Raw genomic sequence first — 13975 nt, forward strand, 5'->3', positions numbered from 1 at the left:
ATGGAGGTTTCATGTCACGCAGCGCTCTGGCCATCGTTCTTGCCGCCGGCGACGGAACAAGGATGAAATCCGACAAAACCAAGATGCTGCATGAAGTGGCAGGCCGCGCGATTGCAGCCCATGTGGCTGATACGGTTGGCCGTTCCGGTGTCGATGAAACCGTTCTGGTTGTCGGCCGCGACGGGGAAAAGGTCGCGGCAGCCTGTGCTGCAGCCGGGCGAACCATCAGGACATTTGAGCAGACGGAACGGCTCGGCACGGCCCATGCGGTGCTCGCTGCGCGCGAAGCCATTGCCGCAGGCTTCGATGATCTGATCGTGACCTATGGCGACACGCCGCTGGTGACTGCTGAAACCCTGAACCGGGCACGGGCGGCACTTGCCGATGGCAGCGATGTGGTCGTCATCGGTTTCGAGGCGGACGATCCCGCCGGTTATGGCCGGTTTTTGGTGCGCGACGGCGCGTTGACGGCCATTCGCGAGGAAAAGGACGCAAGCGATGCGGAACGCGCAGTGACGCTTTGCAACAGCGGGCTGATGGCGATCAACGGCCGCCGTGCTCTGGAATTTCTGGACGCGATCGGCAATGACAATGCCAAGGGCGAATTCTATCTGACCGATGTCGTCGAAGTGGCGCTTGCGAAGGGCGGCCGGGCCAGCGTGGTGATGGCTGATGCGGAAGAAGTGCTCGGCTGCAACAACCGCGCGGAACTGGCCGATCTCGAACGGATCTGGCAGAACCGACGCCGCCGCGAACTGATGCTCTCCGGCGTAACCATGATTGCGCCGGAAACGGTATTTTTCTCCCACGATACCCAGATTGGCCCCGATACGGTGATCGAGCCCAATGTCCGCTTCGGCCCCGGCGTGTCGATTGCCGCGCATGTCACCATCCATGCCTTCAGCCATATCGAGGGGGCAACAGTTGCCTCCGGCAGCCAGGTCGGCCCGTTTGCGCGGCTCAGGCCCGGTGCGGTGCTGCATGACGATGCCAAGGTCGGCAATTTCTGCGAGGTGAAGAACGGCGATATCGGCGCAGGCGCCAAGGTCAATCACCTCAGCTATATCGGCGATGCCAGTATCGGGGCGAAGGCCAATATCGGCGCGGGCACGATTACCTGCAATTACGACGGCATCAACAAGTTCAAGACCACGATTGGCGCAAATGCCTTCATCGGCTCGAATTCGGCGCTGGTCGCACCTGTTGCCATCGGCGACGGCGCCTATGTCGGATCGGGCAGCGTGATCACCGCCGATGTGCCGGACAATGCGCTGGCCATCGGGCGCGGACGACAGGAAAACCGGGAAGGGCGCGCCGAACGTATCCGCGCCCGTTCGCTTGCCATCAAGGCTGCAAAGCAGTCGCAGAAATAGAAATTCAGCGGAGATTTTATCGGAATGTGCGGAATTGTCGGAATTGTCGGCTGTGAACCGGTTGCTGAACGCCTCGTGGACGCGCTGAAACGGCTTGAATATCGCGGCTATGATTCCGCAGGCATTGCCGTGATTGAAAGCGACGGCGCGCTTACCCGCCGCCGGGCGCCGGGCAAACTGGAAAACCTGCGCACCCGCCTTGCCGAGGACCCGGTCGACGGCATCACCGGCATTGCCCACACCCGCTGGGCCACCCATGGCGTGCCCAATGAGACCAATGCCCACCCCCATATTGCCGGCAATGTGGCTGTGGTCCACAACGGCATCATCGAGAATTTCGCCGAATTGCGCGCCGAACTGTCCGCCAGCGGCACGGCTTTCGAAACCGATACCGATACCGAAATCGTGGCCAGGCTGCTGGAGCGGTATCGCGGTGAAGGCATGGCGCCGCGCGATGCCGTTCTGGCGATGCTGAAAAAGGTAACCGGCGCGTTTGCGCTGGTGATCCTGTTTCAGGACCGGCCGGAAACGCTCTATGTCGCGCGTTTCGGCCCGCCGCTTGCCGTCGGCTATGGCGCTTCGGAAATGTATGTCGGTTCGGATGCGATTGCACTGGCACCGTTTGCCGAGGGGATTTCCTACCTCGAGGACGGTGATATGGCCATCGTTGACCGCGACGGCGTCGAATTCTGCGATTTTTCCGGTGCGCCCGTTTCGCGAAAGCGCCAGCCGCTGCAATTGTCCTCCATGCTGATCGACAAGGGCAATCACCGCCACTTCATGGAAAAGGAAATCTTCGATCAGCCGGAAGTGATTTCCCATACACTCGGTCATTATTGCGATTTCGCCCATCAGCGCATCCTGACGGATAGCGATGGCATCGACTTTTCCAATGTCTCGCGGCTTGCGATTGCAGCCTGCGGCACCGCCTATCTTTCAGGCCTGATCGGCAAATACTGGATCGAGCGTTTTGCCCGGCTTCCGGTCGAAATCGATGTGGCCTCCGAATTCCGCTATCGCGAAATGCCGCTGTCGAAAGACCAGCTTGCGCTGTTCATCTCGCAGTCCGGCGAGACCGCCGACACGCTCGCCTCGCTGCGCTATTGCAAGGCCAATGGCGTGAAGACCGGCGCGCTGGTGAATGTTACCGGCTCGACGATTGCGCGGGAATCGGATGCGGTTTTCCCGATCCTCGCCGGGCCTGAAATTTCCGTCGCCTCGACCAAGGCCTTTACCTGCCAGCTTGCGCTGATGGCATCGCTAGCGCTGCGTGCGGGCCGCGAACGCGGAACGCTGACGGTCGAGGATGAACAGGCGCTGGTCCATCAACTGTCAGAAGTGCCGCGGTTGATGAACAAGGTGCTGCATACCGTGCAGCCGGAGATCGAGCGGCTGGCGCGTGAATTGTCGCGCTTCCACCACGTGCTCTATCTCGGCCGCGGCACCAGCTATCCGCTGGCGCTGGAAGGCGCGCTGAAGCTGAAGGAAATCACCTATATCCACGCCGAAGGCTATGCCGCCGGAGAGCTGAAGCACGGGCCGATTGCGCTGATCGATGAGAACATGCCGGTGATCGTGATTGCGCCGCATGACCGGTTCTTCGAAAAGACCGTGTCCAACATGCAGGAAGTCGCCGCCCGCGATGGCCGCATTGTGTTCATCACCGATGAGGCCGGCGCTGCCGCCTCCAATCTGAAGACCATGGAAACCATCGTGCTGCCGGACATGCCGGAATTCATCGCGCCGATGGTGTTTGCGCTGCCGATCCAGTTGCTGGCCTATCATACGGCCGTGTTCATGGGCACCGATGCCGATCAGCCGCGCAACCTGGCCAAGGCGGTGACGGTGGAGTGAGGCGGATCAAGATTCGCACCCCGGATTTGTGATAGTCTCTGCTGAAGGGAGGATCACGTCATGGAAATACGTCGCGAACGCCCCGATGATGTCAGCGCCGTCGACGCGCTTGTGCGGCGGGCCTTTTACGGCCACCCCCACAGCGATGGCAGCGAGCCGGCAATCATCCAGCGGCTCAGAAAGGCCGGGGCCTTGTCCCTGTCGCTGGTGGCGGACGTCGATGGCCGGCTTGTCGGTCAGGTTGCGTTTTCCCCGGTCGGCTTCTCCGACGGCACGGAAGACTGGTTCGGCGTCGGTCCGGTGGCGGTCGATCCGGATTATCAGGGAAAGGGCATCGGCTCGGCGCTGATGCTCGGCGGGATCGAGCTTTTGAAGGATGACGGCGCAATGGGGGCCGTTCTGGTCGGCGATCCCGAGTTTTACGGACGGTTCGGCTTTCGCGCGGAAAATGTCGTTTCACAGAGCGGCGTGCCGCCGGAAAACCTGCTTTTGCTGCCGTTCGAGGATGAAATGCCGTCCGGCGAGGTTGCCTTTCACCGCGCCTTCTTCGGCGAGGTCTGAAACGCGTCAGCCGGCATTCAGATAACGGATCGCCTCATCGCGCCGGAAGAGATAGAGCAGCATGCGCAGCCCCTGGCCGCGCTCTCCGGCAAGCTCGGGGTCGCGGTTGACGACATAGGCGGCGTCCTTGCGGGCCAGTGCCAGAATATCGCTGTGGGCTTCCATGTTGGCGAACCGGAAGCCCGGCATGCCGGACTGGCGCGTGCCCAGAAGTTCGCCTTCGCCGCGCAGCTTCAGGTCCTCCTCGGCAATCCTGAACCCGTCATTGCTTTCGCGCAGCACCGAAAGCCGCGCCCGGCCGGTTTCCGACAGCGGTCCCTTGTAGAGCAGGATGCAGGATGAGGCCTCGTTGCCGCGCCCGACACGGCCGCGCAACTGGTGGAGCTGGGCGAGACCGAAGCGTTCGGCATGCTCGATGACGATGATCGTGGCATCCGGTACGTCGACGCCGACCTCCACCACCGTGGTTGCCACTAGAAGTCGGGTTTCGCCGCTCTTGAAGGCTTCCATCGCCGCTTCCTTGTCGCCGGACGACATCCGCCCGTGAACCAGGCCGACATGTTCGGGGCCAAGCGCCTTTGCCAGCGTTTCGCGCCGTTCCTCGGCGGAAACGAGGTCCACGGCTTCCGATTCTTCCACCAGCGGGCAGATCCAGTAGGCTTTTTTTCCTTCGTCGAGCGCCTGCCGCAGGCGACCGACCACATCGCCGATCCGCTCCGTGGGTATGGTGACGGTCTGGATCGGCTTTCGGCCCGCCGGTTTTTCCGTCAGGTTCGAGACATCCATGTCGCCGAAGGCTGCCAGCACCAGCGTACGCGGGATCGGCGTCGCCGTCATCACCAGAAGGTGCGGCGCCATGCCCTTGGCGGTCAATTTCAGCCGCTGGTGAACGCCGAAACGATGCTGCTCGTCGACGATGGCCAGCCTGAGGTCGTGATATGTGACATTGTCCTGAAACAATGCGTGGGTGCCGATGATGATCCGCGCCGTGCCGTCGGCGATTTCTTCCTCGATGACGCGGCGCTCGCGCGCTTTCGTCTTGCCGGTCAGCAGCTTGACCTCGACACCGGCCTTTTCGGCAAGACTTGCGATCCCCTCATAGTGCTGGCGGGCGAGGATTTCCGTCGGCGCCATCAGTACGGCCTGGCCGCCGTCCTCGACCACGGCCAGCATTGCCATCAGGCCGACGACCGTCTTGCCGGACCCGACATCGCCCTGAAGCATGCGCAGCATGCGCGTGTCGTGGCCCATGTCGGAGAGAATGGCGGCAATGGCGTCTTCCTGTCCGCTGGTCAGCGCAAAGGGCAGGGCGGAACGCACCTTGCCCGATAGTGCGCCGCTTGGATGAACCGGCCGCCCCTTGGAGCGGCGCATCCGGCTTCTGACCAGCGCAAGCGAAAGCTGGCCGGCCAGCAGTTCGTCATAGGCAAGCCTGCGCCGGGCGGGCGCCTGCGGATCGAGATCGGTCTCGTCGCGCGGATTGTGCAAGGCGAGAAGCGCGTCCTTCAGCGGTGGAAACCCCTGCCGCCTGACGATTTCCGCATCGATCCACTCGGGAAAGGCGGGAAGCCGCTCGGTGGCATTTTCAATCGCGCGGCGCAGCACCTTTGGCGACAGTCCCGCCGTCATCGGATAGACCGGTTCGCAATCCGGCAGGGTGTCGGCCTTGTCGGCGCTGACGATATAGTCGGGATGCACCATTGACGGGCGGCCGTTGAACCATTCGGCGCGGCCGCTCACCAGAACCGTTTCGCCGACGGGCAGCGAGCGTTCCAGCCAGTCGGCCCTGGCGTGGAAGAAGGTCAGCGTCAGTTCGCCGGTATCATCATGCAGAAAGACGCGGTATGGCGCGTTTGAACGGGCGGGCGCCGGCTGGTGACGGTCGACGCGGCCTTCGACGGTGACAATCGCGCCCTCGGGCAGGTGTGCAATGCCCGGCCTCAGCCGCCGGTCGATCAGCGAGGACGGCGTGTGAAACACCAGATCGACCACGCGCACCTCGTCATCGCGCCCGGTCAGGCGGGCGAGCACTTTTTCAAGCTTCGGCCCTATCCCCGCAAGCGCGGTGACGGGCGCGAACAATGGATCAAGCAGAGCCGGTCGCATTATTCCCAATTGGACCGGAAGAAGGGCTTTGGCAAGGCTGACAAGCGCGAAACGAGCGGTTATAGAGACCAATCAACAAAGAAGGTTTTTTGAAATGACCGGTTTGAAACGTTCGAGCGCCGATCTCGACCCCCGCCGCCGCCGCATGCTGTTTCGCTGCTGGCATCGCGGTATCCGCGAGATGGACCTGATCCTCGGACAATTTGCCGAGGAAAACCTCGCCGACATGGACGATGACATGCTCGACGTTTTCGAAATGATCATGGCCGAGGAAGACAATGATCTGATCCGGTGGATCAACGGCGCCGATCCCGTGCCCGAACATCTGCGTATTCCGCTTTTCGACAGAATTTGTGCCTACAAGCCGGATTTCGACCCGGTCGAAAAAGACATCTGAAGATTTAAAAAACATGATAGCCGGATTTAACCCGAAAAAGCTGGATGGCCTCGGCGGCGCCGTCACGATTGCCAACGCCGTGCCGGGCACCGAACCGCTGGTGCTGGCGGAAATGGCGCGTGCGGGGCAATCGGTGGCCTATGTGCTCTCCGATGGCCAGCGGATTGCCGATTTCGAGCAGATGCTCGGTTTCGCGGCCCCCGATATTCCGGTGCTGACGCTGCCGGCCTGGGACTGTCTGCCCTATGACCGGGTTTCGCCCGGCGCCGACACCTCGGCGCGGCGTCTTTCGGCCCTGTCCGGCCTGATTGCACATGCCGAAAAGCCGCATCCGGCAATCATCCTCGTCACCGTCAATGCGATGCTGCAGAAGCTACCGCCGCGCGATGTCGTTTCAACGCTCGGCTTTTCCGCGCGTGCCGGTCAGGTGATCGACATGGAGGTGATTGTCCGCAAGCTTTCCGACGCCGGTTTCGAGCGTGTGCCGACCGTGCGCGCCGTTGGCGAATATGCCGTTCGGGGCGGCATTCTCGATGTTTTCGTGCCCGGCGCCGACAATGGTCTCCGCCTTGATTTCTTCGGCGACACGCTGGAATCGATCCGGTCCTTCGATGCTGCCAGCCAACGCACCACCGGTTCGGTCAAGGCCTTCGATCTCAACGCCATGAGCGAAGTGACGCTGAACGACGCGAATATCGCGCGCTTTCGCAAGAACTATCTGTCGCTGTTCGGGGCATCGACCCGCGATGATGCGCTCTATCAGGCCGTTTCCGAAGGCCGCCGCTATGCCGGCATGGAACACTGGCTGCCGCTGTTTTACGAGCGGCTCGAGACCATGTTCGACTATCTGTCCGGTTTTAACATCGTCTTCGACCACACCGCGCGTGAGGCGGCAGGAGAAAGAGCCGAACTGATCGAGGATTATTACCAGGCCCGCCGTTCCAATCTCGGTGTGGGCCAGGCCGGGCAGGGCGCGCCCTACAAGCCCGTGCCGCCGGATATGCTCTATCTCGACCAGAACGCGTTTTCAGCCGGGCTTGATGCCATGCATGCGCTCCGCCTGTCGCCGTTCAACGAGGCGTCGGCCGTCGGCAAACCGGTGGTTACGCTCGAGGCCCATGCCGGGCCGCGCTGGGCGGTTGCCGCGCAGGCGCGCAAGGCCGATGACGGCGAGCGCGCCAATGTATTCGAGGAGGCCGTTCGCCATATTGCGGAGACGCGCGCGAAGGGCGGCAAGGTTCTGATCACCGGCTGGTCGGAGGGGTCCCTCGACCGGCTGTTGCAGGTGCTGAAGGAACACGGTCTTGCCAAGGTCAAACCGGTCAAGGCGCTGGCCGATCTGGAACGTCTTGCAAAGGGTGAGGCGGCGAGCGCCGTTCTGTGCCTCGAAGGCGGTTTTGAAACCGGCGATCTTCATGTCATCGGCGAACAGGACATTCTCGGTGACCGGCTGGTCCGCAGGACCAGAAAGAACAGGAAAGCCAGCGATTTCATATCGGAAGTTTCCGGTCTGGATGAAGGCGCGCTTGTGGTTCATGCCGAACACGGGATCGGTCGGTTCGCGGGCCTGAGAACGATCGAGGCCGCCGGTGCGCCGCGCGATTGCCTCGAGCTGCATTATGCCGATGATGCCAAGCTGTTTCTGCCGGTCGAGAATATCGAGCTGTTATCGCGCTATGGTTCCGATTCCGCCGATGTGCCGCTGGACCGGCTGGGCGGCGGCGCCTGGCAGGCCAAGAAGGCAAAGCTGAAGAAACGCCTTCTCGACATGGCCGATGAGCTGATCGCGATTGCCGCCAAGCGGGCAACGCGCACTGCACCGCCGCTGGTGGCGACCGAGGGGCTTTACGACGAGTTCGCCGCACGGTTCCCCTATGAGGAAACCGAGGATCAGTATAATGCCATCGAAGCCGTGCGCGGCGATCTCGGCCTTGGCCGGCCGATGGACCGGCTGATCTGTGGCGACGTCGGCTTCGGCAAGACCGAGGTTGCGCTGCGCGCGGCTTTCCTTGCCGCCATGAACGGCGTTCAGGTGGCCGTGGTCGTGCCCACCACATTGCTGGCGCGCCAGCATTACAAGACCTTCGTGGAGCGTTTCCGCGGGCTGCCGATAAAGGTGGCACAGGCCTCGCGCCTTGTCAGCAGTAAAGAATTGGCCCAGACCAAGAAGGACCTTTCCGAAGGCAGGGTCGATGTCGTGGTCGGGACCCATGCGCTTCTTGGTTCATCGATCAAGTTCGCCAATCTCGGCTTGCTGATCATCGATGAGGAACAGCATTTCGGCGTGCGCCACAAGGAGCGGCTGAAGGAGCTGAAGAGCGATGTGCATGTGCTGACGCTCTCGGCAACGCCGATCCCGCGCACGCTGCAGCTTGCCATGACCGGCGTGCGCGAACTGTCGCTGATCACCACGCCGCCGGTCGACCGCATGGCGGTGCGCACCTTCATTTCGCCGTTCGATCCGCTGGTGATCCGCGAAAACCTGATGCGCGAACACTATCGCGGCGGACAGAGCTTTTACGTCTGCCCGCGCGTTTCGGACCTTGAGGAAGTGCATGCCTTCCTGCAGGCGGAGGTGCCGGAATTAAAGGTCGCCGTCGCCCACGGGCAGATGGCCGCAGGCCAGCTTGAAGACATCATGAACGCCTTTTACGACGGCAGTTATGACATTCTGCTGTCGACGACCATTGTCGAATCCGGGCTGGATGTGCCGACGGCCAATACGCTGATCGTCCACCGCGCCGATATGTTCGGTCTGGCGCAGCTCTATCAGTTGCGCGGCCGGGTCGGACGCTCGAAAATCCGCGCCTTTGCGCTGTTCACGCTGCCGGCCAACAAGCGCATGACCGATACCGCCGACCGCCGGCTGAAGGTGTTGCAGTCACTCGACACGCTCGGCGCCGGTTTTCAGCTGGCCAGCCACGATCTCGATATTCGCGGGGCCGGCAATCTTCTCGGCGAGGAGCAGTCCGGCCACATCAAGGAGGTCGGGTTCGAGCTTTACCAGCAGATGCTGGAAGAGGCTGTGGCCGAAGCCAAGGGCGATGAGGATGCCGGCGGCAGCGACTGGTCGCCGCAGATCGGGTTGGGGACATCGGTGATGATCCCAGAAAGCTATGTGCCCGATCTGAACCTCAGAATGGCGCTCTACCGGCGTCTCGGCGAACTCAACGATGCCGGCGACATCGACGCTTTCGGCGCCGAACTGATCGACCGCTTCGGGCCGATGCCGGATGAAGTACAGTCGCTGTTGAAGGTCGTGTTCATCAAATCGCTCTGCCGCACCGCCAATGTCGAAAAGCTGGATGCCGGCCCCAAGGGTATTGTCGTCACATTCCGCAATCAGGAATTTCCGAACCCGGCCGGTCTGGTGCAGTTCATCGCCGAACAGAGCGTTTCGGCCAAGATCAGGTCCGATCAGAGCGTGTTCTTCAATCGCGACCTGCCGACGCCGGACAAGCGCCTTGGACAGGCCGCGATCATCATGAACAAGCTTTCCAAGATCGCCGCGGCTGCCTGAATATTCCCTCAGCGCCCTCGGGCTTGTCCCGAGGGGCCAGTCGCGACACGCGACACCACTCTCCCATACAGGGGCGTGAAGCCGCCGCTGTTATGCGGCGGCAAGCTGTTGCAGGGCGTTCTGCATGACGTCGACGGGCTGCGCGCCGCTTAATGCGTATTTCTGATTGAGGATGAAGAACGGCACGCCGGTGACGCCCATTTTCTCGGCGTTGGCGATCTCGTTTCGCACGGTTTCCACATCGGCATCACTTGCCAGCAGACGGGAGACCATCTCGCGGTCCATGCCGCTTTCGGCGGCGATATCGGCCAGCACCGCATGATCGCCGATATTGCGGCCTTCCTCGAAATTCGCCTTGTAGAGCCGGTCGATCACCACATTCTGCATCGCGATGCTTTCCGTATGCGCCCACAACAGCAGGCGGTGGGCATCGAGCGTGTTCGGGCGGATCAGGATCCGGTCGAAATTGAAGGTGATGCCTTCTTCGCGGCCCAGTTCGGTGAGATCTGCCTGCATTTCATCGCGCCGGATCGGACTGCCGAGCTTTTCAGCCAGCATGGCCTGATTGTCGACGCCTTCCGGCGGAATGGTCGAATCCAGCTCGAAGGGACGCCATTGCACGACCACTTCAACATCGCCTTCAAGTGCGGATATGGCGCGGTCGAGGCGAGCCTTGCCCAGATAGCACCAGGGGCAGACGACATCGATGACGGCGTCGATTGTTACGGTGTTCATACCGTTCCTTTCCTTGAGTCTGTAAGACATTGCTGCGCTCGGAATACGCACAGCAGCCTCATCAATTTTTGACACCAGGGCCAACCTCAAATCCGTGTCTCCCTCGGGCTTGACCCGAGGGTCCAGGCCACATTCTCCGTATTGCCTGGATGCTCGGGTCAAGCCCGAGCATGACCCGAAAGAGAGATCACCCTGGGTAACGCATTACTGCGCGGACGCATCCCACCAGGTGGGCAGTTGATAGCCGTAGATAGGTGTTTCTGCGGGCGGCACAATATCGCTCCAGTGCGCAACCCACTGGCCTTCGCGGTGATAGAGCGGCAGCATGTAGTGGCCACTGACCAGCAGACGATCGAGCGCGCGCACGGAATCCGTAAAATGCTCCGTCGAGCGTGCTTCCAGCATGTCGTCGATCATGCGGTCGACATTGTCGCTGGCCACACCGGCGAAATTGAATGTGCCCTCGATATCGCGCGAGCGCGATTCCCAGCGCCAGACCTGTTCCGCGCCCGGAGACAGCGACGATTTGTAGTAGAAGCCCGGCGCGATCAGAACGATCATGTCATAGTCGAAAGTGTTGAGGCGCTTTTGATACTGGGCGTCATCGACCGTGCGGATGCTCAGCCCCACACCGATCAGGTTCAACGAGTGCTGATAGGCCAGTGCCAGTTTTTCCTGCGCGGCATTGGTTGTCATCAGCTCGAAGGCGAGGTGGTTGCCGTTAGGCCCGATCATCCTGCCGTCGCTGATCCTGTACCCGGCCTCGGCCAGAAGCCGCACCGCAGCCCCCAGTACCTTGCGATCGGCGCCGGAACCGTCGGTTACCGGCATTTTGTAATCGCCGGCCAGAATTTCGGGATCGATGATGTCGACAGCGTCTTCCAGCAGCTTGCGTTCGGTCTCGGTCGCCGGGTTGCCATAGGCGCCGAGATCGGAATTCTGCCAGTAGCTTTCGGTGCGGACATAGGCGTTGTCGAACAGCGTGCGGTTCACCCACTGAAAATCGAAGATGTCGGACAGCGCCTTGCGCACCCGCACGTCTTCGAATTTCGGTCTTCGCGTGTTGAAGACGAACCCCATCATCCCGGTCGGTGTCTGGGGATGGAACTCATCCTTCACCACACGGCCTTCATTCGCGGCGGGAAAATCATAGGCGCGGGCCCAGTGGCCGGGATCTTCGTCGATATAGGCATCGACGGCGCCTTTCTTGAAGGCTTCGAACAGCGTCGAATCCTGAAGATAATAGTCGATCGTCACCTTGTCGTAATTGGCGAAACCGACCATCGAGGGCGTGTCCTTGCCCCAGTAATCGTCCCGCCGTTCGTAAACGATGCGCTGGCCGGGGTCGATGGAGGCGATCTCGTAGGGGCCGGAACCGACCGGCGTGGTCATCGTGGCGGTATCGAAGGTCTCGGGATCGATCGCATGTTCCGGCAGCACCGGCATCAGGGCGAAGATCAGCGGGGTTTCGCGGTTGGCATCGGCGTTGAAGGTAAAGCGCACGCTGTTGTCGCCGACTTTCTCCATCTTTTCGACGAGCGCGAGGCGTCGGTTATAGGGCGGGCGGCCCTTGTCCTTCAGCAGGTTGAAGGTGAAGATCACATCATCGGCCGTCACCGGCTCGCCGTCGGACCATTTCGCATCCGGGTTCATGTTGAACTGGACAAAGGTGCGGTCCTCGTCCCATTCAACGGTTTCGGCGAGCAGGCCGTAGAGCGTGAACGGCTCATCGCGCGAGCGCTGCATCAGCGGTTCGTACACGAGATTGCCGAAAATCTCGTCCCAAAGCCCGCGGGCCGACGAGCGCATGCCCTTCAGCACGAAGGGGTTGAGCGCGTCGAAGGAGCCGACCACGCCATAGGTGATCTCGCCGCCCTTCTTGACATCGGGGTTCACGTAGCTGAAATGCTGATAGTCCGGTGCAAGGGCAGGGTCGCCATGCATGGCGATACCGTAGAGCGGATCGGCCGCAGCGACGCCCGCCCATGCCGCCGAAACGAGGAGAGGAACAATTAAGCGCATTGATTCGTCCTGTCGTGATCCTTTGACGGTGGAAACTAGCATGAGGGCCGCCATTGACGAAATACCAGCGCGATTTTGCCTCTTGAGGCAATTTAGACGTTTTCGGGGGTGGATCATGGCCCTGTGTGACGATATCAGGGGAAACACTGGCGGTTGAGGCCCGAAACAGGGACGGTCTGCCGCATTTCGGTAACATTAGGCATGCAGGTTCCAGCACCACTAACCTCATGCAGACGAACCAGGAGAGATTTTTCATGCTTTCACGCGCCAGATTTATGAAGCATGTCGCGGTTTGCGCTTTCACGATTGCCGGCATTTCGGCTGGCGGCGCTATGGCTCAGGAACAGCAGCCCGCGCAGCAGCAGCCTGCACAGCAGCAGGGCGGCGGACTGCCCACGCAGGGCTGGTTCAAGACCTGTAACGACAACGGCCAGTCCGGAGTCTGCATCGTTCAGAATTACGCGCGTGCTGAAAACGGCCAGGTCCTGACCGCTGTGGGGCTGATCCAGCCGCAGGGCGGCAACGGCCAGGCAATGCTGCAGGTCACGGTGCCCACGTTCAGGGTCATCCCGGCCGGCGTAACCATGCAGATCGACACGTCCAGCCCGCAGCGCATCGAATACGCGCTTTGCACCAACGAGCAGTGCATTGCACAGGCGCCGCTGACCGATACGCTGGTCAACGCCATGAAGCGCGGCGGCAACGTGACCTTCACCTCCGTCAATGTGCGTCAGCAGCCCAATCCGGTCGAAATCACGCTGAGCGGTTTCACCGCGGCCTTTGACGGCGACCCCGTCAGCCAGTCCGACCTCGTTGAAAGCCAGCGCAATCTTGACGAGTCGATCCAGAAGATGGCCGTCGACCGCCGCAAGAAGATCGAGGAAGCGCAGCAGAACGCAACCGGCAACTGATCGGTTTTCCGAAACTGAACACAAAAAGGCCCGGCCGCTTCAATGCGACCGGGCCTTTTTTCATATCCGGACCGGCAAACCGCCGATCATTGTTCAGTCAGTGCGATACCGTATAGCGCGGCGCCAGCTGGCCATTGTCCGTCACCGTGAAAACCTCGCCGATCTGCGGATTGCGCAGCGGTTCACCGCTCATATCCGGTTCAAGATTGGCTTCCGACACATAGGCGACGTAGCCTTTCTCCTCGTTTTCAGCGACGAGATGGTAGAATGGCTGATCCTTGTCCGGCCGGATTTCAGGCGGGATGGAATTGTACCATTCATCCGTACGGGAAAACTCCGCATCGACATCGAATACCACGCCCCGAAAGGGAAGCGTACGATGGCGCACGATATCGCCGATATTGTATTTCGCTTCGCGTATTTTCATGAGCATTTCCTTTCGGACATTATATGGAACTGCACCGGTGCGACTGCAAGGGCTGTATCGACTTCGCCG

The 13975-nt window shown here is 61.2% G+C and carries 10 protein-coding genes; 6 read left to right on the forward strand and 4 right to left on the reverse strand.

The window, feature by feature from the left end; genetic code table 11:
- Window positions 1-11 precede the first annotated feature (11 nt).
- Genes glmU through ACHZCU_RS18460 form a run of 3 tightly spaced genes read left to right on the forward strand, consistent with a single transcriptional unit; the run spans window position 12 to window position 3788 of the window.
- The gene (gene glmU, locus ACHZCU_RS18450) at window positions 12-1373 is read left to right on the forward strand and encodes a bifunctional UDP-N-acetylglucosamine diphosphorylase/glucosamine-1-phosphate N-acetyltransferase GlmU (RefSeq protein ID WP_319520014.1); all 1362 of its coding nucleotides are present in this window, start codon (window positions 12-14) and stop codon (window positions 1371-1373) included.
- A gap of 24 nt (window positions 1374-1397) precedes the next feature.
- Window positions 1398-3227, forward strand: a complete 1830-nt coding sequence (gene glmS / locus ACHZCU_RS18455; RefSeq protein ID WP_319520015.1) for a glutamine--fructose-6-phosphate transaminase (isomerizing) — start codon at window positions 1398-1400, stop codon at window positions 3225-3227.
- A gap of 60 nt (window positions 3228-3287) precedes the next feature.
- Window positions 3288-3788, forward strand: a complete 501-nt coding sequence (locus tag ACHZCU_RS18460; protein ID WP_319520016.1) for an N-acetyltransferase — start codon at window positions 3288-3290, stop codon at window positions 3786-3788.
- Between the two features lie 6 nt (window positions 3789-3794).
- Here ACHZCU_RS18460 and recG read toward each other — a convergent pair whose 3' ends face one another.
- Window positions 3795-5894 carry an ATP-dependent DNA helicase RecG gene (recG, locus tag ACHZCU_RS18465; protein WP_319520017.1) on the reverse strand — a complete coding sequence of 700 codons (2100 nt, stop codon included), beginning with the start codon at window positions 5892-5894 and terminating at the stop codon, window positions 3795-3797.
- A gap of 94 nt (window positions 5895-5988) precedes the next feature.
- On the opposite strand from recG, the gene ACHZCU_RS18470 reads away from it, so the two are divergent.
- Both ACHZCU_RS18470 and mfd read left to right on the forward strand, forming a co-directional pair.
- Window positions 5989-6291 carry a succinate dehydrogenase assembly factor 2 gene (locus ACHZCU_RS18470; protein ID WP_319520018.1) on the forward strand — a complete coding sequence of 101 codons (303 nt, stop codon included), beginning with the start codon at window positions 5989-5991 and terminating at the stop codon, window positions 6289-6291.
- A 13-nt stretch (window positions 6292-6304) separates the two neighbouring features.
- Window positions 6305-9811, forward strand: a complete 3507-nt coding sequence (gene mfd / locus ACHZCU_RS18475; RefSeq protein WP_319520019.1) for a transcription-repair coupling factor — start codon at window positions 6305-6307, stop codon at window positions 9809-9811.
- A gap of 90 nt (window positions 9812-9901) precedes the next feature.
- On the opposite strand, the gene ACHZCU_RS18480 is transcribed toward mfd, so the two are convergent.
- Both ACHZCU_RS18480 and ACHZCU_RS18485 read right to left on the reverse strand, forming a co-directional pair.
- Window positions 9902-10546 carry a DsbA family oxidoreductase gene (locus ACHZCU_RS18480; protein WP_319520020.1) on the reverse strand — a complete coding sequence of 215 codons (645 nt, stop codon included), beginning with the start codon at window positions 10544-10546 and terminating at the stop codon, window positions 9902-9904.
- A 204-nt stretch (window positions 10547-10750) separates the two neighbouring features.
- A complete protein-coding gene (locus tag ACHZCU_RS18485) occupies window positions 10751-12568 on the reverse strand; it encodes an extracellular solute-binding protein (protein WP_319520021.1) in 1818 nt (605 codons plus the stop codon).
- Window positions 12569-12822: 254 nt separating this feature from the next.
- On the opposite strand from ACHZCU_RS18485, the gene ACHZCU_RS18490 reads away from it, so the two are divergent.
- Window positions 12823-13479, forward strand: coding sequence for an invasion associated locus B family protein (locus ACHZCU_RS18490; protein WP_319520022.1), 657 nt, complete (start codon window positions 12823-12825; stop codon window positions 13477-13479).
- 97 nt (window positions 13480-13576) lie between these two features.
- Here the strand turns inward: ACHZCU_RS18490 and hspQ are convergent, their stop codons facing one another.
- Window positions 13577-13906, reverse strand: a complete 330-nt coding sequence (hspQ, locus tag ACHZCU_RS18495; RefSeq protein WP_106305280.1) for a heat shock protein HspQ — start codon at window positions 13904-13906, stop codon at window positions 13577-13579.
- Between the last annotated feature and the right edge of the window lie 69 nt (window positions 13907-13975).

The sequence above is a fragment of the uncultured Martelella sp. genome (genome assembly GCF_963677965.2).
GTDB classification, from domain to species: domain Bacteria; phylum Pseudomonadota; class Alphaproteobacteria; order Rhizobiales; family Rhizobiaceae; genus Martelella; species Martelella mangrovi.

Coding starts and splice junctions, on each gene's coding strand:
- recG (WP_319520017.1), bottom strand. CDS start 5,894: ATGCGACCGGCTCTGCTTGATCCATTGTTCGCGCCCGTCACCGCGCTT.
- ACHZCU_RS18485 (WP_319520021.1), bottom strand. CDS start 12,568: ATGCGCTTAATTGTTCCTCTCCTCGTTTCGGCGGCATGGGCGGGCGTC.
- ACHZCU_RS18470 (WP_319520018.1), top strand. CDS start 5,989: ATGACCGGTTTGAAACGTTCGAGCGCCGATCTCGACCCCCGCCGCCGC.
- hspQ (WP_106305280.1), bottom strand. CDS start 13,906: ATGAAAATACGCGAAGCGAAATACAATATCGGCGATATCGTGCGCCAT.
- mfd (WP_319520019.1), top strand. CDS start 6,305: ATGATAGCCGGATTTAACCCGAAAAAGCTGGATGGCCTCGGCGGCGCC.
- ACHZCU_RS18460 (WP_319520016.1), top strand. CDS start 3,288: ATGGAAATACGTCGCGAACGCCCCGATGATGTCAGCGCCGTCGACGCG.
- glmS (WP_319520015.1), top strand. CDS start 1,398: ATGTGCGGAATTGTCGGAATTGTCGGCTGTGAACCGGTTGCTGAACGC.
- ACHZCU_RS18490 (WP_319520022.1), top strand. CDS start 12,823: ATGCTTTCACGCGCCAGATTTATGAAGCATGTCGCGGTTTGCGCTTTC.
- ACHZCU_RS18480 (WP_319520020.1), bottom strand. CDS start 10,546: ATGAACACCGTAACAATCGACGCCGTCATCGATGTCGTCTGCCCCTGG.
- glmU (WP_319520014.1), top strand. CDS start 12: ATGTCACGCAGCGCTCTGGCCATCGTTCTTGCCGCCGGCGACGGAACA.